This is a genomic window from Mesorhizobium sp. M7A.F.Ca.US.007.01.2.1 (assembly GCF_003998165.1).
GTDB lineage: Bacteria > Pseudomonadota > Alphaproteobacteria > Rhizobiales > Rhizobiaceae > Mesorhizobium > Mesorhizobium ciceri.
Genome location: NZ_RZQP01000050.1, coordinates 13,470 through 34,210, shown reverse-complemented (window position 1 = coordinate 34,210; position 20,741 = coordinate 13,470). Strand labels below are relative to the sequence as shown.

At 62.7% G+C, this 20,741-nt stretch carries 26 protein-coding genes; 12 read left to right on the top strand and 14 right to left on the bottom strand.

Annotated features, from left to right (window positions below; all coding sequences use genetic code 11):
* Positions 1-135 (bottom strand): GntR family transcriptional regulator (locus tag EN949_RS12190; protein WP_127371697.1); only part of this gene is annotated, 135 nt, incomplete at its 3' end.
* 92 nt (positions 136-227) lie between these two features.
* On the opposite strand from EN949_RS12190, the gene EN949_RS12185 reads away from it, so the two are divergent.
* Entirely contained in the window at positions 228-479 is a 252-nt protein-coding gene (locus EN949_RS12185) for a DUF1127 domain-containing protein (protein WP_013532133.1), read from the top strand.
* Between the two features lie 76 nt (positions 480-555).
* Here EN949_RS12185 and EN949_RS12180 read toward each other — a convergent pair whose 3' ends face one another.
* The 6 genes from EN949_RS12180 to purC all read right to left on the bottom strand — a co-directional run bounded on the left by EN949_RS12180 (position 556) and on the right by purC (position 4,318).
* Positions 556-1,197, bottom strand: coding sequence for a Pr6Pr family membrane protein (locus EN949_RS12180; RefSeq protein ID WP_013532132.1), 642 nt, complete (start codon positions 1,195-1,197; stop codon positions 556-558).
* A gap of 3 nt (positions 1,198-1,200) precedes the next feature.
* Entirely contained in the window at positions 1,201-1,608 is a 408-nt protein-coding gene (locus EN949_RS12175) for a hypothetical protein (protein ID WP_064995398.1), read from the bottom strand.
* A complete protein-coding gene (locus EN949_RS12170) occupies positions 1,605-2,270 on the bottom strand; it encodes a glutathione S-transferase family protein (protein ID WP_013532130.1) in 666 nt (221 codons plus the stop codon). Before EN949_RS12170 ends, EN949_RS12175 begins: the two co-directional genes overlap by 4 nt.
* Positions 2,271-2,354: 84 nt before the next feature.
* Complete coding sequence (gene purQ, locus EN949_RS12165) at positions 2,355-3,023, bottom strand: phosphoribosylformylglycinamidine synthase subunit PurQ (protein WP_024504558.1); 669 nt, start codon at positions 3,021-3,023, stop codon at positions 2,355-2,357.
* A 214-nt stretch (positions 3,024-3,237) separates the two neighbouring features.
* Entirely contained in the window at positions 3,238-3,480 is a 243-nt protein-coding gene (gene purS / locus EN949_RS12155; RefSeq protein WP_013532128.1) for a phosphoribosylformylglycinamidine synthase subunit PurS, read from the bottom strand.
* Positions 3,481-3,523: 43 nt separating this feature from the next.
* Positions 3,524-4,318, bottom strand: a complete 795-nt coding sequence (gene purC / locus EN949_RS12150; protein ID WP_013532127.1) for a phosphoribosylaminoimidazolesuccinocarboxamide synthase — start codon at positions 4,316-4,318, stop codon at positions 3,524-3,526.
* Between the two features lie 274 nt (positions 4,319-4,592).
* Here purC and EN949_RS12145 point away from each other — a divergent pair, with 274 nt between their 5' ends.
* The gene (locus EN949_RS12145; protein ID WP_013532126.1) at positions 4,593-4,913 is read left to right on the top strand and encodes a DUF1476 domain-containing protein; all 321 of its coding nucleotides are present in this window, start codon (positions 4,593-4,595) and stop codon (positions 4,911-4,913) included.
* A gap of 128 nt (positions 4,914-5,041) precedes the next feature.
* Positions 5,042-5,815, top strand: coding sequence for an HpcH/HpaI aldolase/citrate lyase family protein (locus EN949_RS12140; protein WP_013532125.1), 774 nt, complete (start codon positions 5,042-5,044; stop codon positions 5,813-5,815).
* A gap of 38 nt (positions 5,816-5,853) precedes the next feature.
* Here the strand turns inward: EN949_RS12140 and EN949_RS12135 are convergent, their stop codons facing one another.
* Positions 5,854-7,023: an acyltransferase gene (locus EN949_RS12135; protein WP_013532124.1), complete on the bottom strand. Its 1,170-nt coding sequence runs from the start codon at positions 7,021-7,023 to the stop codon at positions 5,854-5,856.
* A gap of 167 nt (positions 7,024-7,190) precedes the next feature.
* Positions 7,191-7,739: an alpha/beta hydrolase gene (locus EN949_RS12130; protein ID WP_013532123.1), complete on the bottom strand. Its 549-nt coding sequence runs from the start codon at positions 7,737-7,739 to the stop codon at positions 7,191-7,193.
* A gap of 245 nt (positions 7,740-7,984) precedes the next feature.
* Here EN949_RS12130 and EN949_RS12125 point away from each other — a divergent pair, with 245 nt between their 5' ends.
* Positions 7,985-8,797 carry a VOC family protein gene (locus EN949_RS12125; protein ID WP_013532122.1) on the top strand — a complete coding sequence of 271 codons (813 nt, stop codon included), beginning with the start codon at positions 7,985-7,987 and terminating at the stop codon, positions 8,795-8,797.
* A 243-nt stretch (positions 8,798-9,040) separates the two neighbouring features.
* On the opposite strand, the gene purB is transcribed toward EN949_RS12125, so the two are convergent.
* The 3 genes from purB to EN949_RS12110 form a co-directional block, all read right to left on the bottom strand.
* On the bottom strand, positions 9,041-10,348 hold the full coding sequence (gene purB, locus EN949_RS12120) for an adenylosuccinate lyase (protein WP_127367026.1): 1,308 nt from the start codon (positions 10,346-10,348) through the stop codon (positions 9,041-9,043).
* 59 nt (positions 10,349-10,407) lie between these two features.
* Positions 10,408-10,821: a hypothetical protein gene (locus tag EN949_RS12115; protein WP_127366372.1), complete on the bottom strand. Its 414-nt coding sequence runs from the start codon at positions 10,819-10,821 to the stop codon at positions 10,408-10,410.
* Between the two features lie 107 nt (positions 10,822-10,928).
* Positions 10,929-11,654, bottom strand: coding sequence for a DUF2259 domain-containing protein (locus EN949_RS12110; RefSeq protein WP_127366371.1), 726 nt, complete (start codon positions 11,652-11,654; stop codon positions 10,929-10,931).
* 128 nt (positions 11,655-11,782) lie between these two features.
* On the opposite strand from EN949_RS12110, the gene EN949_RS12105 reads away from it, so the two are divergent.
* Positions 11,783-12,037 carry a DUF2171 domain-containing protein gene (locus EN949_RS12105; protein ID WP_013532118.1) on the top strand — a complete coding sequence of 85 codons (255 nt, stop codon included), beginning with the start codon at positions 11,783-11,785 and terminating at the stop codon, positions 12,035-12,037.
* A 14-nt stretch (positions 12,038-12,051) separates the two neighbouring features.
* On the opposite strand, the gene EN949_RS12100 is transcribed toward EN949_RS12105, so the two are convergent.
* A complete protein-coding gene (locus tag EN949_RS12100; protein ID WP_127366370.1) occupies positions 12,052-13,077 on the bottom strand; it encodes a P1 family peptidase in 1,026 nt (341 codons plus the stop codon).
* On the bottom strand, positions 13,077-14,150 hold the full coding sequence (locus EN949_RS12095) for an ABC transporter substrate-binding protein (protein ID WP_127366369.1): 1,074 nt from the start codon (positions 14,148-14,150) through the stop codon (positions 13,077-13,079). Before EN949_RS12095 ends, EN949_RS12100 begins: the two co-directional genes overlap by 1 nt.
* A gap of 179 nt (positions 14,151-14,329) precedes the next feature.
* Between EN949_RS12095 and EN949_RS12090 the strand changes: the two genes are divergently transcribed.
* The 7 genes from EN949_RS12090 (at position 14,330) to EN949_RS12060 (ending at position 20,730) form a co-directional block, all read left to right on the top strand.
* Positions 14,330-14,857, top strand: coding sequence for a flavin reductase (locus tag EN949_RS12090; protein WP_013532115.1), 528 nt, complete (start codon positions 14,330-14,332; stop codon positions 14,855-14,857).
* The gene (locus tag EN949_RS12085) at positions 14,854-15,783 is read left to right on the top strand and encodes a MoxR family ATPase (RefSeq protein ID WP_013532114.1); all 930 of its coding nucleotides are present in this window, start codon (positions 14,854-14,856) and stop codon (positions 15,781-15,783) included. Before EN949_RS12090 ends, EN949_RS12085 begins: the two co-directional genes overlap by 4 nt.
* Before the next feature lie 3 nt (positions 15,784-15,786).
* Positions 15,787-17,031: a VWA domain-containing protein gene (locus tag EN949_RS12080; protein WP_024504342.1), complete on the top strand. Its 1,245-nt coding sequence runs from the start codon at positions 15,787-15,789 to the stop codon at positions 17,029-17,031.
* A 60-nt stretch (positions 17,032-17,091) separates the two neighbouring features.
* Positions 17,092-17,430, top strand: a complete 339-nt coding sequence (locus tag EN949_RS12075) for an XdhC family protein (protein ID WP_063167827.1) — start codon at positions 17,092-17,094, stop codon at positions 17,428-17,430.
* A 65-nt stretch (positions 17,431-17,495) separates the two neighbouring features.
* Positions 17,496-18,200 carry an XdhC family protein gene (locus EN949_RS12070; RefSeq protein WP_013532111.1) on the top strand — a complete coding sequence of 235 codons (705 nt, stop codon included), beginning with the start codon at positions 17,496-17,498 and terminating at the stop codon, positions 18,198-18,200.
* A complete protein-coding gene (locus EN949_RS12065; protein ID WP_127371696.1) occupies positions 18,197-19,807 on the top strand; it encodes a molybdopterin-binding/glycosyltransferase family 2 protein in 1,611 nt (536 codons plus the stop codon). Before EN949_RS12070 ends, EN949_RS12065 begins: the two co-directional genes overlap by 4 nt.
* Positions 19,808-19,839: 32 nt before the next feature.
* On the top strand, positions 19,840-20,730 hold the full coding sequence (locus EN949_RS12060) for an alpha/beta hydrolase (protein ID WP_127367631.1): 891 nt from the start codon (positions 19,840-19,842) through the stop codon (positions 20,728-20,730).
* Positions 20,731-20,741: the final 11 nt, after the last annotated feature.

The window sequence follows — 20,741 nt, the reverse complement described above, 5'->3', positions numbered from 1 at the left end:
GGCGAGGTCGCGCTGCGGCGGCAACTTTGCGCCGGCATCGATCACGCCCCGATCGATGTCCGTCTCGATGGAATCCGCCAGCCGCTGATACAGCGGGCCGGAGCCGGCAGTGAGATCTGGAAGCCAATTTGTCATGGTGACAATTTTCTATATTGCACCGATAGATGAGTCAATACATATCAATCGCGTGCCAAAAGGGTACAATTTAGGACTTTGGCAGAAAGAAAATGAATACAATTGCGACAATACGTCATTCGAGCGCTGCATTATCGGCCCAATCGACACGCCCGTCGGCTCAGCGCGGCTTTGTCAGCCGCCTTGTGCGCGTGCTGAGGTCGCTGGCAAGATGGATCGACAACCTGCTGGATCGCCGCCGCAGCCGGTTGGCTCTGCTGGAGATGACCGACGACCAGCTCAAGGATATCGGCGTCACGCGCTGCGACGCCCACCGCGAGGGCATCAGGCCGTTCTGGGACTGACCGTGATCCCAAAAGTGGGAACCGGTTTGGGAAAGATGATGGTCCCGGGAAATCCGGACAGAAGGTCCGTACAGTTCTAACGGACCCTCGACGCCCTGGTGCGTGCAACGGCATGGTCCGCAAGGACGGCGACCACGCACAGCACGAGGAAAAGTCCGGTGATGGCTGCAGCTGAGATGACGACGCTGGTCGCGCCGTTCTTGGCGATGTTCAGGAAAGGGTAGGGCACCTCGCCGGCAAGCGGCGCCCGCACCAGCGCATAGACCAGATAAGCGATGGGATAGATCACCCACCACGAAATGTCGCTCCAGCGTGTCCGGCCGTCGGCGCCCGATATCAGCCACCACAGCACGAACAGCACCGGCGTGACGTAGTGCAGGAGAACATCGCAGAGCAGGAACAGTCCCTGCGGCTGCCAGAGTCGTGCCAGAACCGTTGCGTAGATGATGAAGACCAGTGCGATCGAAACCGCAACGCCGGTGCGCATCCGCGCCCCTGCAAAGGCCGGCAGCCAGGCATAGAAGGTGGGTGACAGCAGCGACGTGTACACCAGCACCGCGCCGATGTTGGTCAGGATGGTGAAGAAGCTGAAGACGAAAATGACGGAGCCAAGCAGGCTGCGGCCTGCTTCCATCGATGCAGGAATGCTGATGCAGAACTGCAGGATGAGCCCGGCCAGACCGATGACCAGCCCCACAATCTGCAGGAACCGGCCCATGGGCTAGGCCGTCGCGGCGCAGGCCGGATTGCCGGCCTGCCAGCGCGCAATGTCGGAGCCGATGCGGGCGCCGAGCGGATCGTTCATCAGCGGTCCGAAGACGTCGACACGGCTAGAATTGCCTTGCGCCTGCACGACCAGCAAAGGTTTGCCGCCATAGTGCTTGGCCGGAACCAGCAGGAAACGCGGCGTGCCGCTGAACGAATTCAGCTCATTGGCCATCTGGTACGGTTTGAAGGCCGGGTCCTTGCTGGCGATCCAGCATTTGTGGGCGGCGATCGCCACTTGTTCCATGGCCAGCAGCGCAGCACTTTTGCCCGAGGGAACAGGCGTGCTCTTTGGCGTCGACTGGCAGGATGCCAGCACAAAGCCCGCCGCGGCGACCAGCGCGATCGTCCTCGACTTGATCAAGCGGCACCCATCTCAAGCTCGGACAGGAAGATTTTCAAGCCGTCGGTCATCTCGCCCCACACACGCGACAATGCCGGGTGTTGCGACGCGATCTGCTGGTAGGCGTCGAATTTGGGATAGGCGTCGAGCAGGTCGTGGCGTCCTGTCATGGCGCGGAAATTGTTGAAGATGAACCGCGTCGGCGTCAGCCAGGCATCGGCGAAGCTGATGTCGTCGCCGAGTGCGAAGGGCCCTTGCGCCATACGGGCCTCGATTGCCGCCAGTCCATGATGCAGGCGGGCGAACTGAGCGTCGATCTCGGCATTGTTGCGCTTCGGCACGGAATGAAGCTCGAAAAGCTTCATCAACGGGGTCAGCACATCGAGATCGGTGATGCGGGCGAACATGCGCACCAGCGCACGGTCCTTGGAATCGGGCGGCAGCAGCGCCGGTTCCGGAAACCGTTCCTCGAGATATTCGGCGATGACCACCGATTCGACAATCGTCTCGCCCGAGCCGGTGATCAGCACCGGAATCCGGTTCATCGGCGAGATGGCGCGAAACTCTTCCGGGATGGGAAAACCGGGCGGCGGCGCGATGATCTTGAGTGGTACGTCCTTGATGTAGGCCAATGCCCGCACGATCGACGAGTAGGGCGACAACGGCCGCGAATAGAGTTTCATGACCGTCTCTCTCCCCAATGAACCAGACTTGCTCCAAAGAGACAGGAATGTCCGGCTGTTTTCAAGCTGTTCGCTTCGATATCGTCAGGCAGCGATGCCGAGGGCGCTCTCGAACAGTCCGCGGCCGTCGGTACCGCCATGGGCTGCTTCGATCAGGTTTTCCGGATGCGGCATCAGCCCGAGCACATTGCCTTGGCTGTTGACGATGCCGGCAATGTCGTTGATCGAGCCGTTGGGGTTGGTGCCCTCGGCATAGCGGAACACCACCTGGCCTTCGCCTTCGAGACGGGCAAGCGTGTCGGCGTCGGCGAAATAATTGCCGTCATGATGCGCGACCGGCGAGCGGATGATCTGGCCCGGCTGATAGCGGCGGGTGAACATGGTGTTGGCATTGGTGATCTCGAGCTTCACCTGCCGGCAGACGAATTTCAGCGAGGTGTTGCGCATCAAGGCGCCCGGCAACAAGCCGGCCTCGACCAGGATCTGGAAACCGTTGCAGACGCCGATGACCGTCACGCCCGCGGCCGCTTTTTCGGCCACTGCCCGCATGACCGGCATGCGCGCGGCGATCGCGCCACAGCGCAGATAGTCGCCGAAGGAAAAACCGCCCGGAATGGCGATCAGATCGACATCGGGGATTTCGGTGTCGGTTTGCCAGACGGTGACCGGCGGTGTTCCCGAAATCTTGGTCAGCGCCGCGATCATGTCGCGGTCGCGATTGAGGCCAGGCAGGAGGACGACGGCTGATTTCATTTCGGTTCGTAAGGCCTTTGTGCTTCGGCGAGTTCGCGCAACTCGAGGCGCTGCTCAATCCGTTCAAGATGTTGATCGATACGGCCTGCTATCGCGTAGATATTGTTGACGTCCGTTTGCGTGCTCAACGCCTGCAAGCCTGATCGCTACAATCTCGAGAAGCTCGTACATCAGTTCATTCGTGACTTCAGGCATCCGTGCCTCCGGCACAGCCTTAGGTAAGCGTCACACTATAATTCTCGATCACCGTATTCGCCAGCAGCTTGTCGCACATGGCCTTGAGGTCGGCTTCGGCCTTGGCCTTGTCGCTTTCCGCCAGCTCGACATCGAACACCTTGCCCTGCCGCACCGTGCCGACGCCGCCGAAGCCCAGGCCCGACAATGCGTGTTCGATCGCCTTGCCCTGCGGGTCGAGCACGCCGTTCTTGAGGGTGACGGTAATGCGGGCCTTGATCACGCTGGACATGCTCCTGTTCTGATTATCGGGTCGCAAACCGCGATCAGTGCGGCTTGCCTTTGAGGCCGTCGGTCGAGGCGACGAGCACCGGGCCGGTCGGGCGCGGCGGCTCGTTCTCGTTCATGATGCCGAGGCGGCGGGCAACTTCCTGGTAGGCCTCGACGAGGCCGCCCATGTCGCGGCGGAAACGGTCCTTGTCGAGCTTGTCCTGCGTCGCCACGTCCCACAGGCGGCAGGAGTCCGGCGAGATCTCGTCGGCGACGACGATGCGCATCATGTCGCCTTCGAACAGGCGGCCGCATTCGATCTTGAAGTCGACGAGTTGGATGCCGACGCCCATGAACAGGCCGGAGAGGAAGTCGTTGACGCGGATGGCCAGCGCCATCACGTCGTCGATTTCCTGCGGGCTCGCCCAGCCGAACGCGGTGATGTGCTCTTCCGACACCATCGGGTCGTCGAGCGCGTCGGCCTTGTAATAGAATTCGATGATCGAGCGCGGCAGAACGGTGCCTTCCTCGATGCCGAGCCGCTTGGACAGCGAGCCGGCGGCGACATTGCGCACCACCACTTCGAGCGGAATGATCTCGACTTCCTTGATCAGCTGCTCGCGCATGTTCAGACGGCGGATGAAATGGGTCGGAATGCCCATGCGGTTCAAGTGGTTGAAAATATACTCGGAAATGCGGTTGTTGAGGACGCCCTTGCCGTCGATGACCTCGTGCTTCTTCTTGTTGAACGCGGTTGCATCATCCTTGAAGAACTGGATAAGCGTGCCCGGTTCGGGTCCCTCATAGAGTATCTTGGCCTTGCCTTCATAAATGCGGCGGCGATTTTTCATCTGATTTTTCTCTGGGGTTCCGGACAGGCGGTATCAGACCATTTCCTGTCCGTCTGCCTGAAATAGTGCGGCTACGGTAGGGTTCAATGCCGGGTCTATCCCAATCACATCGTTTGCTCAATCGGCAAATCCTTCCAATCAACCGCTTTCGGGACTGAAATGCCGCAGCGCAGCATGCGATGAAGCATATTGACCGGCCCGCGACCTTTTGGTTTGTGCTTTGACAACGCACATATTCACCGCCAACGAATCGAATTTGACCCGGAGGGACGCCATGAGCAGCATGAAAGACCGTGAAGAGGGCTTTGAGCGTAAATTCGCATTCGACGAGGAGCTTCGGTTCAAGGCCTCGGCGCGCCGCAACAAGGCGCTCGGCCTGTGGGCCGCCGAAAAGCTCGGAAAGTCCGGCGCCGATGCCGACGCCTATGCCAAGGAAGTGGTTATCTCCGACATCGAGGAGGCCGGCGACCACGACGTGTTCCGCAAGATCCGCGGGGATTTCGACGCGGCCGGCGTCGAGCAGTCGGACCACCAGATCCGCCGCACCATGGACGAACTGATGGCGCAGGCGATCGAGCAGATCAAGAACACCTGATCCGGGCCATGCGCTGATCCCGCGGCCATACGCTGGACCAATCGACCGCCCGGCCTATCCGGGCGGTTTTTCTTTGCCTTTGCCGCGGTTTCCGGCTGAAACTGCGGTCGCTAACAAGGAAAGAGTTCATGTCCCTGAAGTCCCGCCTCGCGGCCGATGAAACGTTGTTCACCGCATGGTCCGGTGTGCCGGATGCCTTGACGGTCGAGATCGTCGCCAAGCAGGGTTTCGATGCCGTCACGCTCGACATGCAGCATGGCGGCCATCACGAAGACAGCGTGCTGCGTGGCCTGGTGCCGGTGCTCGCTACCGGCAAGCCGGCGCTGGTGCGAATTCCCGTTGGCCGTTTCGACATGGCAAGCCGCGCGCTCGATTTCGGCGCCGAGGCGGTCATCGCGCCGATGGTGAACTCGGTTGCCGACGCAAAACTGTTCGCCGCCGCCATGAAATACCCGCCGGTCGGCGAGCGCTCCTGGGGCCCGACCTACGCTTTTCCCCGCCACGGCCAAGGCGACCAGGCCGACTGGCTGCGCGACACCAACCAGCGCACCATGGCCTTCGCCATGGTCGAGACGCGTGCAGCCCTCGATGCGCTCGATGGCATCCTCGACACGCCCGGCATCGACGGCATCTTCCTGGGCCCGTCGGATTTCTCGATCGCCTGGAGCAATGGCGCCACGGTCAATTCGACGCTGGAAAGCATGATGGAGACGGTGGCGTCGGTGGCCGAGCGCACCCGCAAGGCCGGCAAACATGCGGCGATCTACGTTGTCGAGCCGGCAATTGCCGGCCGGGTCGTGTCGATGGGCTATCGCCTGCTGGCCATGGGCTCGGAGCATGCGCTGATTTCACTGGGCGCAAAGACCCTGCTCAAGGGCATCAAGGATTCGATCGGATCCTGAACCCGAACCGGACGCACTGCCGTCACAGCGCCGGGCGGTTAGGCGCTCGACGCCGCAGGCGCCGCGGCGATAGGTCCGCCGCGCCTGAACCTGTTGAACAGGGCGCCGACCATCTGGACCCACCAGTTGTTGAAGGTCATGAGCGGCAACGCCGCGAGGATCGAACCCAGTATGGCGGCGGCGGCGCCGAGTGCGGTGGAACCGCTTGTCAACAAAACCCATGACCCCAATGAGCAGATAACGGGTACATGCACGAGGTAGAGTGGGAAGGACAGGTCGCCCAGAAAACGTGCCACCTTACCCGAGAGCCATGATAGAGGCTCATCCACACTCAGCACCGCGTAGACCAACATGACGCTTGCCGGGATGGCCACGCAGGCTTGCCGCAGGCCCACATCGGAAGCCACGTCAAGCACGGCGAACGGGCGATATATGCCCACGGCACTCCCCGCATAACCCAGCAGCGCCAGGGAAACCATCACCATGGCGCCTCTCACCCACCGATTCGGGCGAAAATCCATGGCGAGAAGCGGATAGAGCAAGAGGCTGGCCGGAAAGGCACAAAGAAAGTAACTGACTTGCAGCGCCAGGAACACGACTGCTGCTATGCAGACCCAGAACGATAACGTCCAGCGGCCTTGAAGGAAAAAGACGATCGGGGCGAGGGCGAAGGTCAGCATGCTCCCCCAGAACTCGACCGTCATGGTCCACAGACTGCTGTCATAATAGTTGTCGCCGTAGATGAACGTCCGCCACGCCCCTTGCAGAAACGCGTCGGCGAAACTCGCAGTCTCCGGCGATAGCACCTTTGAAGCATTGCCGAAACTTCTCAGCCAGTCGGATTGGGTGACAGCGGCCGCATCCTTGATGAAATACAGGTCGAGCTTGAAGATGATGCAGGATGCCAGCGTCGTAACGAGTACCGGGCCGGCCAGGCGTGGCAGGCGCTTGATCGCACCCAACCGCAGATCTTGTGCCTTGCTGGTCTGAAAATAACGCTTCACGAGCACGTAGGAAGACAGGACGAAAAACAGGTAGACGGCGGAGCCGCCATTGAACGCGACGAAAGCCAGGCTTGTTTTGAGCGATTGCCCGGCCAAGTCTCCCTCGCCTTCCATCAATGGCGCAAAAGCACCCAAACAATGCCCATTCAGAACTACGAGCGCGGCGACACCTCTTAACAATTCGAGTGAAGCATCCTTGGCCAAGTATGGGCTTTCTTTGAATAATTGCTATTTAGTACGCGCGAATATAATCGTTCGGCGAACAGAGTTCGCCGTTGCTGGAGAGATTATCGCGATCTGCATTAAATTATTGTTCACGCAAGCCGGATGGCCTGCCGAGCAGCTTCGTGTTCAGGCTTTGACCGTATATATTACAGGTCCGTCAGGAACTTGGCGAAGGTCATGGAGCCTTCGGGCCAAGGGCCGAATCCTGAATCCTCGCTGAGATGCCCGGTCTCGCCGGCGTCGATGAACAGCGAGCCCCAGGCGCCGGCAATGTCCTCGGCGACATCGAAGGCGCAGAACGGATCGTTGCGGCTGGCAATCACGATCGAGGGAAAGGGCAGCGGCTCACGCGGGTAGGGGCCGAAGGTCATCAGGTGCCTGGGCCTGATCTCGGGGTTAGCGACATCGGGCGGCGCCACGAAGAAGGCCCCGGCGACCGGCTTGCGGAATTGCGGAATGGCTTGCACCGCCGCGGCGACGCCAAGTGAGTGCGCGACCAGGACGACCGGCCGCTCGGCCTCGTTGACCGCCTTGGCGACGCTCGCCGTCCAGTCCTCGCGCACCGGCTTCGACCACTCCGCCTGTTCGACGCGGCGCGCCGTCGACAGCTTCGACTGCCAGCGGCTCTGCCAATGGTCGGGGCCGGAATTGGTGTAGCCCGGCACGATGAGAATATCTGCGTCTCTGACCTTCATGGCGCTGAGATAGCGAGCGGCATCGCTTCGTGCAACCGGCAGAAACGCCACGTTTGATCACAATAGTGAACACCATGTTCGCTTCTTCGCGTCTTGTGTGAACGATGCGGATGGACGATCTGTGGTCAGGAAAAGAAACAGCCGTGCGCGGGAACCCTGACTTTGGAACTGACACGACGTACAATGATCGGCGGAGTGGGGTTTCTCGCTTTGGGAGCTTCATCGCAGGTCGAACGGAGCATTTGATGAGCGAGTTGCCTTTTGCCGCCACCACCCCGGTCAGCGTTGCCCGCGTCGGGCTGAAGGCGCGCGACGCGGAAAGCCTTGCCGCATATTATCGCAGCATCGTCGGTCTGCAGGAACTGAGCCGCGCCGATGGGGCGATCACGCTGGGCGCCGCCAACCGTCCGTTGCTGGTCATCGAGGCCGATCCTTCGGCCAAGCCGGATGATCCTCGCAGCGCAGGCCTGTTCCATACGGCCTTCCTGCTGCCCAGCCGTGCCGATCTCGGCCGCTGGATCAACCACGCCATATCAAACAAGATCGCCATCGAGGGCGCTTCCGACCATCTGGTCAGCGAAGCACTGTACCTGACCGATCCCGAAGGCAACGGCATCGAGATCTATGCCGACCGCCGTCCGCAGGACTGGAAGTGGAATGGCGACAAGGTGGCGATGGCGACCGAGCGGATGAACATTCCGTCCGTCGTTGCCGAAGTGCCTGCGGGTGACGCCGGCTGGCAGGGCGCGCCGGAAAACAGCGTCGTCGGCCATGTCCACCTTCGCGTCGGCAGGCCGGAAGACGCCGAAGCCTGGTGGAACCAGGAATTCGGCTTCGACACGGTGGCCAAATATGGCGGCCAGGCGGTGTTCCTGTCGTCAGGCGGCTATCACCACCACATCGGCGCCAACGCCTGGCAGAGTTCGGGCGCCGGCCGCCGCGATCCCAGCCGGTCGGGTCTGGCCTGGGTCGAGATGCGTTCGGACAATGTGACCAGCCCGGTGACCCGCGAAGATCCATGGGGCACGGTGATCAGGACTGTGCCTGGCAAGGCTTGATTTGAGGGCTGCGCCAAGCTGGAGCACCCCTCAACCGTCGCGGCGTTGCGCGCCGATCCACCTTCTCCCACAGGGGAGAAGGTGAAGCCTGCCGCTCGCGGCTCTGCAAATCTCGATCGCTGATGCTTGGCGGCAAGGTTGCCGCAGCCTTTCCTTTTCCCCTTGTGGAAGAAGGTGGCCTCGCGAAGCGAGGTCGGATGAGGGGTGCTCAGCTTGACGCCAGCGACGGTATAGCGCTTTGCCTCAGGCTTTGCCAAACACCCGCTTGAAGATCGTGTCGACATGCTTGGTGTGATAGCCCAGGTCGAATTTCTCGCGGATTTCGGCCTCGGGCAGGGCAGCGGTCACTTCCTTGTCGGCCAGTAATTCTTCAAGAAAATCAGCGCCTTGCTCCCACACCCTCATGGCGTTGCGCTGGACCAGACGGTAGGAGTCTTCGCGAGACAACCCAGCCTGCGTCAGCGCCAGCATGACACGCTGCGAATGCACGAGGCCGCGGAACTTGTTCATGTTCTTCAGCATGTTGTCGGGATAGACGAGCAGCTTGTCGATGACGCCGGTCAGCCGTGACAGTGCGAAATCGAGCGTCACGGTGGCGTCAGGGCCGATCATGCGCTCGACCGAGGAGTGGGAAATGTCGCGCTCGTGCCAGAGCGCCACATTCTCCATCGCCGGCATCGCCATGGAGCGAACCATGCGGGCAAGGCCGGTGAGGTTTTCGGTCAGCACCGGGTTGCGCTTGTGCGGCATGGCCGAGGAGCCCTTTTGGCCCGGCGAAAAATACTCTTCCGCTTCGAGCACTTCGGTGCGCTGCAAATGCCTTATCTCGATCGACAGCCGCTCGACCGACGAGGCGATGACGCCGAGCGTGGCAAAGAACATCGCGTGGCGGTCGCGCGGGATCACCTGCGTCGACACCGGCTCGGGCTTCAGGCCGAGCTTCGCCGCCACATGTTCCTCGACATAGGGGTCGATGTTGGCGAAGGTGCCCACAGCCCCGGAGATCGCACAGGTGGCGATATCCTCTCGCGCGTGCACCAACCGCTCGCGGCAGCGCGAGAACTCGGCATAGGCTTGCGCCAGCTTGACGCCGAAGGTCGTCGGCTCGGCATGGATGCCGTGGCTGCGGCCAATGGTGACGGTGTTCTTGTGCTCGAAGGCGCGGCGCTTGAGCGCTGCAAGCAGACCATCGATATCGGCGAGCAGGATGTCGCTGGCGCGGGTCAGCTGTACGGCGAAGCAGGTGTCGAGAACGTCCGATGAGGTCATGCCCTGGTGGATGAACCGGGCATCCGGCCCGACGAATTCGGCGAGATGGGTCAGGAAGGCGATGACGTCATGCTTGGTGACGCGCTCGATCTCGTCGATCGCCTCGACGTCGAATTTTGCGGCACTGCCCTTTTCCCAGATGGTTTTTGCCGCTTCCCTGGGGATGACGCCGAGTTCGGCCAGCGCATCGCAGGCATAGGCTTCGATCTCGAACCAGATGCGGAACCGGGTTTCTGGCGACCAGATGGCGACCATTTCCGGCCGGGAATAGCGAGGGATCATCGGTCAGTCCTGACATATCGAGAAGTTTGCCCGCGTCCTAACAGAGGCGAGCAAAATGCTCAACGCCGCTGGCGCGCAAACCAGACGCCCGCGGCAAACAGAGCGATGAAACCAACTGGAAAATAGAGCCGGATGCCCAGCACCACGAATTGATAGAGCGCAATCAACGTCGTGAAGACGAACTGGAAGACCCAGGTGCGGGTGAAAGCAGGCGCATGCCACTCGGCGTAGTAGGAGCGGTACTGCAGGGCAAACAGCCCGCCGGTCAGGCCGATCGTCGCCGCTGCTAGGCACACGAAGGCGGCGGCGAAAGCGACTTCCCAGCGTCTTCCCTGCGAGACCAGCCGCGCCGCAAACAGGCCGATGGGGAAGGCCAGCGCAGCTCCCGCCGCAAACAGCATGGTGACAATGAGGATTTTCGCCGGCGTCTCCCAGTCGCCCAAAGACAAGGTGAGGAGCGCGCTGGCGCCCATTGTCACGGCCCACAACAAGGCGCCGATAAGCGCTGTGCGCGGCGTCGGTATCGCGCGGCGAAGGCGGTTCAGCGCACGATCGCGCGCGGCGGGTTGAGCAGGGGGTGTCACAGGCGGCCGGTCACCGCGATCCAGCGAAAGTCCGGGCCTTCAAAGCCGTATTGGCGCACCGCGATCAGCACGGCATAGGCGCTGAGGCTGTCCATGGAAAAGGTCTGCACGGCGCCGATGCGATAGCCGTTCGGGCAACCCCGGCTTTTCGGTATCGCCTTGTCCTCGTGCAGCAGCTTGGTCGTGCCGCCATCCTGCGCCTCGATGCGCAGCAGCCGGAAGCCGTTGATTTCGCCCTGGCTCTCGCAGCCATCGGCGTTGTTCATGCCGAACTCGTCGAGCCGGAACTCGAGCGGTGGGTCGACCGGAGTGAAGATCGGGCGCGGATTGACCGCCATCCGGTGCGGATCCGCCGAAAGCTCGGTCACCGGGTTGAAACCCGCGGTGATGCCGCGGTTGGCGTCCAACTCGGCCTGGCTGACAATGGATTCGCCTTTTTGCCGGGCCTGAAGGCGCACCGCATCCAGTTTGGCATTCTCGTCCTCAAGCCGGACCCGGATCGGCGTGCCCTTCAGAAAGCTGTCGGTGCTGGTGTCGATGTAGTAGCGGTTGGCATAGGGAAAGCCCGATCCATCCTGCACGCCATATTCCTCGAAAGCGAAGACGCTGCCGTCCTTGGTGAAGCCGAGGATCTCAAGTTCAGCGACATCGCCGGCATGAGCCGCGATCGAGGTCGCAAGCTGTGCAAGCAGGCCAACGGCAAACAGAAAGAGCATTCGCATCGGTCTTCACCCCCGTGATCGTTTCAATCCCCTAGCACGACGGAATCAAAACGTCGTGCGGTGCGAAAGCCGATGCATCCAATCGGCCCGTCATTTGTTATTGTCGGCAGTCCCAATGGAGAACCACCATGACCGACACCAGCAAAATTCGTGAGCATATGGAAGTCGTCGGCGCCGATGGCGTGCATGTCGGCACTGTCGACAAGGTCGATGGCCAGCGCATCAAGCTGACCAAGGCCGATAGCGGCGAGGGCGCCCACAAGGGCCATCACCACTACATTCCCCTGAGCCTGATTGCCGAAGTCGACGGCAAGAAGGTCTGGCTGTCGGCGAATTCTGATGTCGCGGTGACCTTCGAGGAAGAAAAGTCCGATCCGGTCTGATTGATCGCTTCACTTCACTTCATGCGTGACGACCAGACCGGAAACAGATCGTTTTCGGCAGGTGTCGCGGCATAGACGCCTCGGCTGATGGCGCGCGCCATGGTGGCGCCGGCGGCGGCGCAGAGATCGATTGCTGCATCGGCGGAGAGTTCGATACCGCTCGTGCCGGTCGCCAGCGCGAACACAAGGTCGCCATCGGCCGGCGTGTGCGTCGGCCAGATGGCGCGCACGAATCCATCATGCGCCGACATCGCCAGGCGCTTGGCGGCAGCCTTTGTGAGCACCGCATCGGTGGCAATGACGGCGATGGTGGTGTTGCCGCCGGTCTCCGTCTGCCGGCCAAAATGTTTGTCGCGGTACTTCAAAAGAATCCGTTTCGCCTCGTCAGGCATCGGCGAGGGATAGCCAAGCCCACCGAATTCGTCGCCGATTTCGAACGGTGCCGCCCAGAAATGGCGGGTTCGGCCTGTGGTCACCGAACCGGTCGGATTGACGGCGGCCAGCGCGCCGATGGTGACGCCATTGTCGAGCAGCGTCGAGGCGGAGCCGAGGCCGCCTTTCAGCCCCGAAGTGAGCGCGCCGGTGCCGGCGCCGATGCTGCCGAGTTGGAAATCGGCGGTGGCGGTTTGCGCGGCTTCATAGCCAAGCTCGCGGTAGGGCGGATAACGGCCCCAATCCTTGTCGCCGCCATTGTGCAGGTCGAACAGGATCGCCGACGGCACGATCGGAACGCGAAAACCGCCGACCTCGAGGCCGATGCCGCGTTCACGCAACGCCGCCTGCACGCCGGAAGCTGCGTCGAGGCCGAAAGCCGAGCCGCCCGAAAGCACCACGGCGTGCACCACATCGACGGAATTGTGCGGTTCGAGCAGGTCGGTCTCGCGGGTGCCCGGCGCACCGCCCAGGATCTGAACGCCGGCCACTGTGGACGCATCGCAAAGCACGGTCGTTACCCCGGATTTCAGCCTGGCGTCGGACGCATTGCCGACGCGCAGGCCGGCAACGTCGGTGATCAGGTTGCGTGGGCCGGTGCGAAACATCAGTTGCTTTCCAAGGGCGCAAAGCGCGTGCCATCGAAGCGGAAGAGGCGGTAGGGGCTCCGGCTGAGATCGCCTTTCGCATCAAACCGGATCGGCCCGATCGCCGTGGTGAAATCCTGTCCGGTCAGAGCTTCGGTCAGTGGTTTGCCCGAGCTTTCGGACAAGCCCGACGCTGCCTTGGCGATTTCGACCGCCGCAAAGGCCGGCAGCGTATAGCCGTCGGGCACGACTTTCTGCGCGGCAAAAGCCGCCAGCACTTTTGGATCGGCGACATCGGCCCATTCCGGCGGTGCGATCATCAGTGTGCCCAAGGAATAGGGCACGTCGCCGGGCGGCGTGCGCAGATTCTCGCCGCCGGCAAAGACGATGCCCGCCTGAAGCTGTGCGGCATCGCGGCCCATGATGGCGATGTCGTCGCCATCGCCGCCGGCAAAGACATGCGTCGCGCCGGCCTTCTTCAGCCGACCGATCATGCCGATCTGATTGTCGAGCTGGGGCCGGAACGTGTCGACGAACACAGGTTTCAGCGCTGCCTGTTCGGCCGCTGCCCGCAACGTCTCGGCGATTTCACGGCCGTAGATGGTGCCGTCGTCGATAATGGCGAACAATTCGTTTTGCCACAGGCGGGTGAGGGCTGACGCGACCGCATTGCGCTCATCGTCGCCGCGTGGTCCGAGGCGATAGACCGGCCAGCCGGTCTTGGCGCGGCGGTCGGTCAGGCTTTCGGTTCGCACGCCAATGGTGATGACCGGAATGTTGGCGTCCTTCAGGATCGGCATCGCCGCCTCGATCGCCTCGGTGCAGAGAAAGCCGACCACGATATTGACCTTGACGGCTGCGAATTCCCTGGCCGCGGCAGCGCCGCCATCGGCGGTGCAGGCGTCATCCACGGTCTTGAGTTCGATGCCGTCCGCTTCGGCGGCCATACCGGTACCGGCCTCGATCTGCTTGCCGAGAATGGCCGATGGTCCCGACAGGGGCGCCGAGACGCCGACCAGCAGCGTCCGGGCATCCGCACCACTGGCCAGGAACAGCCAGAACAGCGCCGCTATTGTTCTTGTCCAGGGTCGCATTCGAGCGATGGGATCCTCCGGGCCGGTCCTATGCTTCCGGCACTGTTGCCGCCAAGACCTAAAGGCTGCCCGGCCTTGGTGCAACACGCGAATTTCGGGATATGGCTCAGGCACTTCGCTTGTGGCGGGCTATGTCTGGCCATATATGTCGATTGGATCCTGACAATGGAAAAAATACGGTGCTGAAGAAGAACGACATTGGGCCGCAGGCCTATCGCGACGCGATGAGCCACTTTGCCGGCCACGTCCATGTGGTCACCACCGACGGGCCGGCCGGCAAGCGCGGCGCGACGGTGATCGCGGCCTGCTCGGTTTCGGACACCCCGCCGACCATTCTGGTCTGTCTCAATCGCGAAAATCCCAAGAACGAACCGTTCGTGAAAAACGGCAGGTTTGCCTTGAACACCCTGGCTTCCCACCAGGAGCCGCTGTCAGTCGGCTTTTCCGGAATCACCGGCTTGCCGGTCGAGGAGCGCTTCGCGCTCGGCGAATGGGACGTGATCTCCACCGGCGCGCCGACGCTGAAGGGTGCGCTCGCCGTGTTCGACTGCGAATTGATCGATACCAAGGACCTGGCCACCCATCGTGTGCTTTTTGGCAAGGTGACAGGCCTGCGGATGGGCGATAATTTGCGGCCGCTGATCTATCACGCCCGCGGCTACCACGTACTGGAAAGCGGAGCGGCGGCGTTCACGGAGAAAGAATGACCGAGCTGAAACCGCGCGCCGCGCCACGGACGATCGACGAGACGCTCGATCTCCTGACCGGTGCGGACTATGTGGCGGACCGGTCGCTGGCGACCGTACTGTTCCTGTCGTTGCGTATGAAGCGGCCGCTTTTCCTTGAGGGCGAGGCCGGTGTCGGCAAGACCGAGATCGCCAAGGTGTTGGCACAGGCGCTCGGCCGCCGGCTGATCCGCCTGCAATGCTATGAAGGCCTTGACGTCTCGTCCGCCGTCTACGAGTGGAACTACGCCGCGCAGATGATCGAGATCCGCATGGAGGAGGCGGCCGGCAAGGTCGAGCGCTCCGCCATGGAGCGCAACGTCTTCTCCGAAAAATACCTGATCCGCCGCCCGGTGCTCGATGCGCTGACCGGCAAGGCGGGGGCTGCCCCGGTTTTCCTGATCGATGAGCTCGACCGCACCGACGAGGCGTTCGAGGCCTTCCTGCTCGAAATCCTGTCCGACTTCCAGGTGACGGTGCCCGAGCTCGGCACCATCAAGGCGGAAGAGCCGCCGATCGTCATCATCACCACCAACCGCACCCGTGAGATCCACGACGCGCTGAAGCGGCGCTGCCTCTATCACTGGGTCGACTATCCCAATGCCGAGCGCGAGTTGGAGATCGTGCGCCGCAAGGTGCCGCAGGCCAACCAGCGCCTTTCGGCCGAAGTGGTCTCCTTCATCCAGAAGCTGCGCCAGATCGAGCTGTTCAAGGTGCCGGGTGTCGCCGAAACCATCGACTGGGCCGGCGCGCTGACCGAGCTCGACAAGGTGGCGCTCGATCCGGAAACCGTCTCCGATACGATCGGCGTGCTGTTGAAATACCAGGACGACATTGCCCGCATCGAACAGGGCGAAGGCCGGCGCATCCTCAACGAGGTGAAGGCCGAGCTTTCGGCGGCGGAGTAGGCGATGCCGCGCCCCGAGCCAAAAGAGGCCATGCCGCACGGGCGGATCGCCGACAACATCGTCTATTTTGCCCGCACCTTGCGCAAGGCGGGCATGCGGGTCGGGCCGGCCTCGGTCAAGGACGCCATCGAGGCGGTGCTCGCCGCGGGCATCGGTTCGCGCGACGATTTCTACTGGACGCTGCACGCCGTGCTGGTGTCGCGGCATGAGGATCACGCCATTTTCGACGAGGCCTTCCGGCTGTTCTGGAAGTCGCGCGAACTGATCGAAAAGATGCTGGCGATGTTTTCGCCGGTGGCGCCCGACACCAGGGAAAAGCAGAAGCCACGCGCCGCTGAAAACCGGGTCAGCCAGGCGATGTTCGAGGGACACCAGAAGAACCAGCCGCCACAGGAAATTCCCGAGATCGAGGTCGACGCCCGCTTCACCTTTTCCGGCAACGAGGTGCTGCGGGCCAAGGATTTTGCCCAGATGAACGCCGCCGAGATGGCCGACGCCAAGAAGGCGATCGCGCAGTTGCGGTTGCCTTTCGACATGGTGCGGACGCGGCGCTTCAAGGCCGATGCGCATGGCCGCCGCATCGATCCGCGCGCCATGATGCGTTCGGCCGCGCGCACCGGCGGCGAACTGATCCTGCCGAAATTCCGCTCAGCCCGCGAGGTTCATCCGCCGCTGGTCGTGTTGGCCGACATTTCCGGCTCGATGAGCCAGTACACGCGGATTTTCCTGCATTTCCTGCATGCGCTGACGGAAAAAAGGCGTCGCGTGCACACCTTCGTCTTCGGTACCCGGCTGACCAATCTGACGCGGCAGATGCGCCATCGCGACCCGGATGCAGCCCTTGCCGACTGTTCGGCGGCGGTCATGGACTGGTCGGGTGGCACCCGCATCGGCGACACGCTGGCCGAGTTCAACCTGATATGGTCGCGTCGCGTGCTGGGGCAGGGGGCGGTCGTGCTTCTGATCACAGATGGGCTGGAGCGCGACGATGTCGCCGGCCTGTCGGAGGAGATGGAGCGCCTGCACAAATCCTGCCGGCGGCTGATCTGGCTGAACCCGTTGCTGCGCTTCGACGGCTTCCAGGCGCGCGCCCGTGGCGTCAAGGCGATGCTGCCGCATGTCGACGAGTTCCGCTCGGTGCACAATCTCGATGCGCTCGCCGATCTCTGCGCGTCATTGGACAAGAAGTCGGCACAATCCGTCGATCCGCGCCGATGGCTGGAAGCTGGCGCGAGGCGCGCCGCATAACCATATCCTTCCCATCCGGAAAACAGATCCCGAGAAAAACAGACTTCTGGAGAAACGGTCATGGAAAACAGCATTTATCTGGATGAGGCCCGCGACCCGCTGATCATTGCGGAGGGCTGGATGAAGGACGGCAAGGACGTGGCCATCGCGACAGTGGTCGAGACCTGGGGTTCGGCGCCCCGACCTGTAGGCAGCCATCTGGTCATCGACGCACACGGCAATTTCCATGGCTCCGTCTCGGGCGGCTGCGTCGAAGGCGCTGTGGTCAGCGAGGCCATCGACGTCATCGACAGCGGCAAGGCCAGGATGCTGGAGTTCGGTGTTGCCGACGAAACCGCATGGCAAGTGGGCTTGTCCTGTGGCGGCCGCATCAAGGTGTACGTGGAAAGACTGGGCTAGAGCATGATCCCAAAAAGTGGGACCCGGTTTTTGGACAAGATGATGCTCGGACAAGAGATTTCCTGATGGATCCCTACGCCTTAAAAACTTTGAACGCCGAACGACGCGCCCGCCGTGCGGCGATCCTTGTCACCGATCTCGGTGACGGCCGCGACCGGATCGTGCGCGAGGGCGATCACGTCGCCGGCGATCTCGGAACCGCGATCGCCAGGGCGTTTCGCACCGGTAATTCCGGTTCGGTCGAAGCCGAGGGGCGGACTTTCTTTCTCAACGCGCATCTGCCGCAGCCGCGTCTGGTCGTGATTGGCGCTGTCCATATCAGCCAGGCGCTGGCGCCGATGGCGAAGATCGCCGGCTATCCCGTGGAGATCATCGACCCCCGCACCGCTTTCGCCACGCCGGATCGCTTTCCCGATGTGGCGCTTCATGCCGAATGGCCGGAGGATGTGCTGAAGCGTCAGCCGCTCGACAGCTACACCGCACTTGCCGCCGTCACCCATGATCCGAAGGTCGATGATTTCGCCCTGAAGGCAGCACTAGACGCCAACTGCTTCTATGTCGGCGCGCTCGGCAGCAGGAAGACGCATGCCAAGCGTGTCGAACGTTTGCTGGCGCTGGGCGCGAGCGCCGACCAGATCGCCCGTATCCATGCGCCGATCGGGCTCGATATTGGTGCTGCCAGCCCGGGAGAGATTGCTGTTGCGGTGTTGGCCCAGGCGATCCATGCCTTCCGCTCGCGCGGGCTGGACGCAAAAGGTGCGGCGGCGTGAAATTCGGACCGATCCCGATCGAGACGGCGGAAGGCGCGGTGCTGGCACACTCCACCACCGCTGGTGAACGCCGCTTCCGCAAGGCGCATAGGCTGAGCGCCGAAGATGTGGCGCTGCTACGGACTGCCGGTGTTTCCGAGGTCGTTGCGGCTGTTCTGGCTGAGGACGACCTCGGCGAGGATGCGGCCGCGCAAACGATTGCCGGGAGCATGGCCTTTCGCGGCATCGAAGCCAAGCCTGCCGCGACCGGGCGGGTCAACCTCCACGCCAAGGCGCCGGGCATCTTCACGGTCGATGCCGCTGCCATCGACGCCATCAATGCCATCGATCCCGCCATCACCATCGCCACGCTGGCGCAGCATGCGCCGGTCGAGAAAGGCCAGATGGTCGCGACGGTGAAGATCATTCCCTTCGCGGTCGGTTCAGCGCCGGTCGACGCTGCGACAGAAATCTGCGCTGCAGGCGAGATCTTTGCCGTCAATGCCTACCGGCCCGTGCGTGTCGGCGTCATCCAGACGGTTCTGCCGGGCATCAAGCCTTCCGTGCTCGACAAGACGCTGCGCGTCACCGAAGCGCGGCTGGCGCGCACCGGCGGCAGGCTGACGGCCGAGCGCCGCACGGCGCATGAGATCGCGCCGGTGGCGGAGGCCACGGCTTCCCTGGTGCGCGACAATGACATGGTGGTGATCTTCGGCGCCTCGGCGATGAGCGATTTCGCCGATGTCATTCCCGCGGCGATCGAGAAAGCGGGCGGTACCGTCGTCCGCGCCGGTATGCCGGTCGATCCCGGCAATCTGCTGGTGCTCGGTACGCTCGGCGGCAAGCACGTCATCGGCGCGCCCGGCTGCGCCCGCAGCCCCAAGGAGAACGGGTTCGATTGGGTGCTGGACCGATTGATCGCCGGTCTCGACGTGACCGCCAGGGATATTGCCGGCATGGGGGTCGGCGGGCTGTTGATGGAAATCCCCACACGGCCGCAGCCGCGCGAACCGCTGCCGGCCAAATCTCAACTGAAGGTCGGCATCGTGCTGCTGGCGGCCGGCCGGTCGAGCCGCATGGGCGGGCCGAACAAGCTGCTGGCGCTGTTCGACGGCAAGCCGCTGGTGCGCCGCACCGCCGAGCGGGCGCTTGGCTCGAAGGCGTCCAGAACTGTCGTTGTCACCGGCCACCAGCGCGAGCGGGTGCGCGCTGCGCTGGCGGGCCTCGACGTGACCTTCGCGCACAATCCTGATTTTACCGACGGCTTGTCCACGTCGCTGAAGGCCGGCATTGCCTATCTGCCGGAGGACTCCGCCGGTGTGATGATCGTGCTCGGCGACATGCCCGATATCACGTCCCACGATCTCGACAGATTGATCGATGCGTTCCGCAAGGGCGGCGGCAATGCGGTGGTCCGCGCTTCGCATGACGGCAAGCGCGGCAATCCGGTGCTGTTGCCGCGTTCGCTGTTTCCGGCGATCGCCCATCTGGAGGGCGACACCGGTGCACGCCATCTGGTCGAGACCGAAGGGCTCGATGTCATCGATGTCGAGATCGGCGCGGCGGCGTCTGTCGATGTCGACACGCGCGAGGCGCTGGAAGGCGCCGGCGGCGTGCTGCAGGATTGACAAACCCAAGCCGAATTACGCATGCCTTGGGTATGTCTTTTCGCCGCCAAATTTTCTGTGCCTTTGCAGTCACGACCGCGTTGCTGTCTTCGGCCGCGCAAAGTCAGACGCTGTCCCTAAAACCCTTCAAGGACGATCTCTTCGCCTATCCGCCCACGCTGTCGTCCGACAGCAACGGCGCCTACACGGTCATCGACTACCGCGAGATGCGCGACATCAACCAGCGTGACCAGGTGCCCGAGCGGCGGGTGAACGCCCAATATACCGACGCCAGCGTGCGCAAGGTGCAGCAGGATCTGTTGCTGAAAACCGACGCCGGCGATATCAGGCATGTCGCCGTCGGCAAGACCGAGGGCGCCGGCATCATCGTGCTTTACCTGCACGGGCAGGGCGGCAGCCGCAAGCAAGGTGTCGACGACTTCACCTTCGGCGGCAATTTCAACCGGCTCAAGAACCTGATGGCCGGCAATGGCGGCCTCTATCTCAGTCCGGATTTTACCGATTTCGGCGACAAGGGAGCGGCGCAGGTGGCGGCGCTGATCGGTCATTATGCCGAACGGTCGCCAGGCGCGAAGATCTTCGTCGCCTGCGGCTCGATGGGCGGCGCGCTGTGCTGGAAGCTTGCCGCGCGCAAGGACATGGGCGGCCGCATCAACGGCCTGCTGCTGCTCGGCTCGCTCTGGGATGAGAGCTTTTTCACCAGCCCAGCATTCAAGCGCCGTGTGCCGGTCTTTTTCGGCCAGGGCAGTCACGACGTGGTCTTCCCAGTGGCAAATCAGGAGGCATTCTTTCGCTCGATCCTGGCCAAATCGAAGACTTACCCGACCCGTTTCGTTCGTTTCGAGACCGGTACCCATGGCACCCCGATCCGCATGACCGACTGGCGCGGCACGCTCAACTGGATGCTGTCGAAGGCGCCCTGATCGACACAGCC

Bases quoted from the DNA above. Each gene is read 5' to 3' on its own strand.
- EN949_RS12070 (WP_013532111.1), top strand. From the start codon at position 17,496: ATGGATCCCTACGCCTTAAAAACTTTGAACGCCGAACGACGCGCCCGC.
- EN949_RS12145 (WP_013532126.1), top strand. From the start codon at position 4,593: ATGAGCAGCATGAAAGACCGTGAAGAGGGCTTTGAGCGTAAATTCGCA.
- EN949_RS12115 (WP_127366372.1), bottom strand. From the start codon at position 10,821: ATGGGCGCCAGCGCGCTCCTCACCTTGTCTTTGGGCGACTGGGAGACG.
- purC (WP_013532127.1), bottom strand. From the start codon at position 4,318: ATGAAAAATCGCCGCCGCATTTATGAAGGCAAGGCCAAGATACTCTAT.
- EN949_RS12075 (WP_063167827.1), top strand. From the start codon at position 17,092: ATGGAAAACAGCATTTATCTGGATGAGGCCCGCGACCCGCTGATCATT.
- EN949_RS12140 (WP_013532125.1), top strand. From the start codon at position 5,042: ATGTCCCTGAAGTCCCGCCTCGCGGCCGATGAAACGTTGTTCACCGCA.
- EN949_RS12180 (WP_013532132.1), bottom strand. From the start codon at position 1,197: ATGGGCCGGTTCCTGCAGATTGTGGGGCTGGTCATCGGTCTGGCCGGG.
- EN949_RS12130 (WP_013532123.1), bottom strand. From the start codon at position 7,739: ATGAAGGTCAGAGACGCAGATATTCTCATCGTGCCGGGCTACACCAAT.
- EN949_RS12125 (WP_013532122.1), top strand. From the start codon at position 7,985: ATGAGCGAGTTGCCTTTTGCCGCCACCACCCCGGTCAGCGTTGCCCGC.
- EN949_RS12110 (WP_127366371.1), bottom strand. From the start codon at position 11,654: ATGCGAATGCTCTTTCTGTTTGCCGTTGGCCTGCTTGCACAGCTTGCG.
- EN949_RS12085 (WP_013532114.1), top strand. From the start codon at position 14,854: ATGACCGAGCTGAAACCGCGCGCCGCGCCACGGACGATCGACGAGACG.
- EN949_RS12105 (WP_013532118.1), top strand. From the start codon at position 11,783: ATGACCGACACCAGCAAAATTCGTGAGCATATGGAAGTCGTCGGCGCC.
- EN949_RS12185 (WP_013532133.1), top strand. From the start codon at position 228: ATGAATACAATTGCGACAATACGTCATTCGAGCGCTGCATTATCGGCC.
- EN949_RS12095 (WP_127366369.1), bottom strand. From the start codon at position 14,150: ATGCGACCCTGGACAAGAACAATAGCGGCGCTGTTCTGGCTGTTCCTG.
- EN949_RS12060 (WP_127367631.1), top strand. From the start codon at position 19,840: ATGTCTTTTCGCCGCCAAATTTTCTGTGCCTTTGCAGTCACGACCGCG.
- purB (WP_127367026.1), bottom strand. From the start codon at position 10,348: ATGATCCCTCGCTATTCCCGGCCGGAAATGGTCGCCATCTGGTCGCCA.
- EN949_RS12100 (WP_127366370.1), bottom strand. From the start codon at position 13,077: ATGTTTCGCACCGGCCCACGCAACCTGATCACCGACGTTGCCGGCCTG.
- purQ (WP_024504558.1), bottom strand. From the start codon at position 3,023: ATGAAATCAGCCGTCGTCCTCCTGCCTGGCCTCAATCGCGACCGCGAC.
- EN949_RS12080 (WP_024504342.1), top strand. From the start codon at position 15,787: ATGCCGCGCCCCGAGCCAAAAGAGGCCATGCCGCACGGGCGGATCGCC.
- EN949_RS12170 (WP_013532130.1), bottom strand. From the start codon at position 2,270: ATGAAACTCTATTCGCGGCCGTTGTCGCCCTACTCGTCGATCGTGCGG.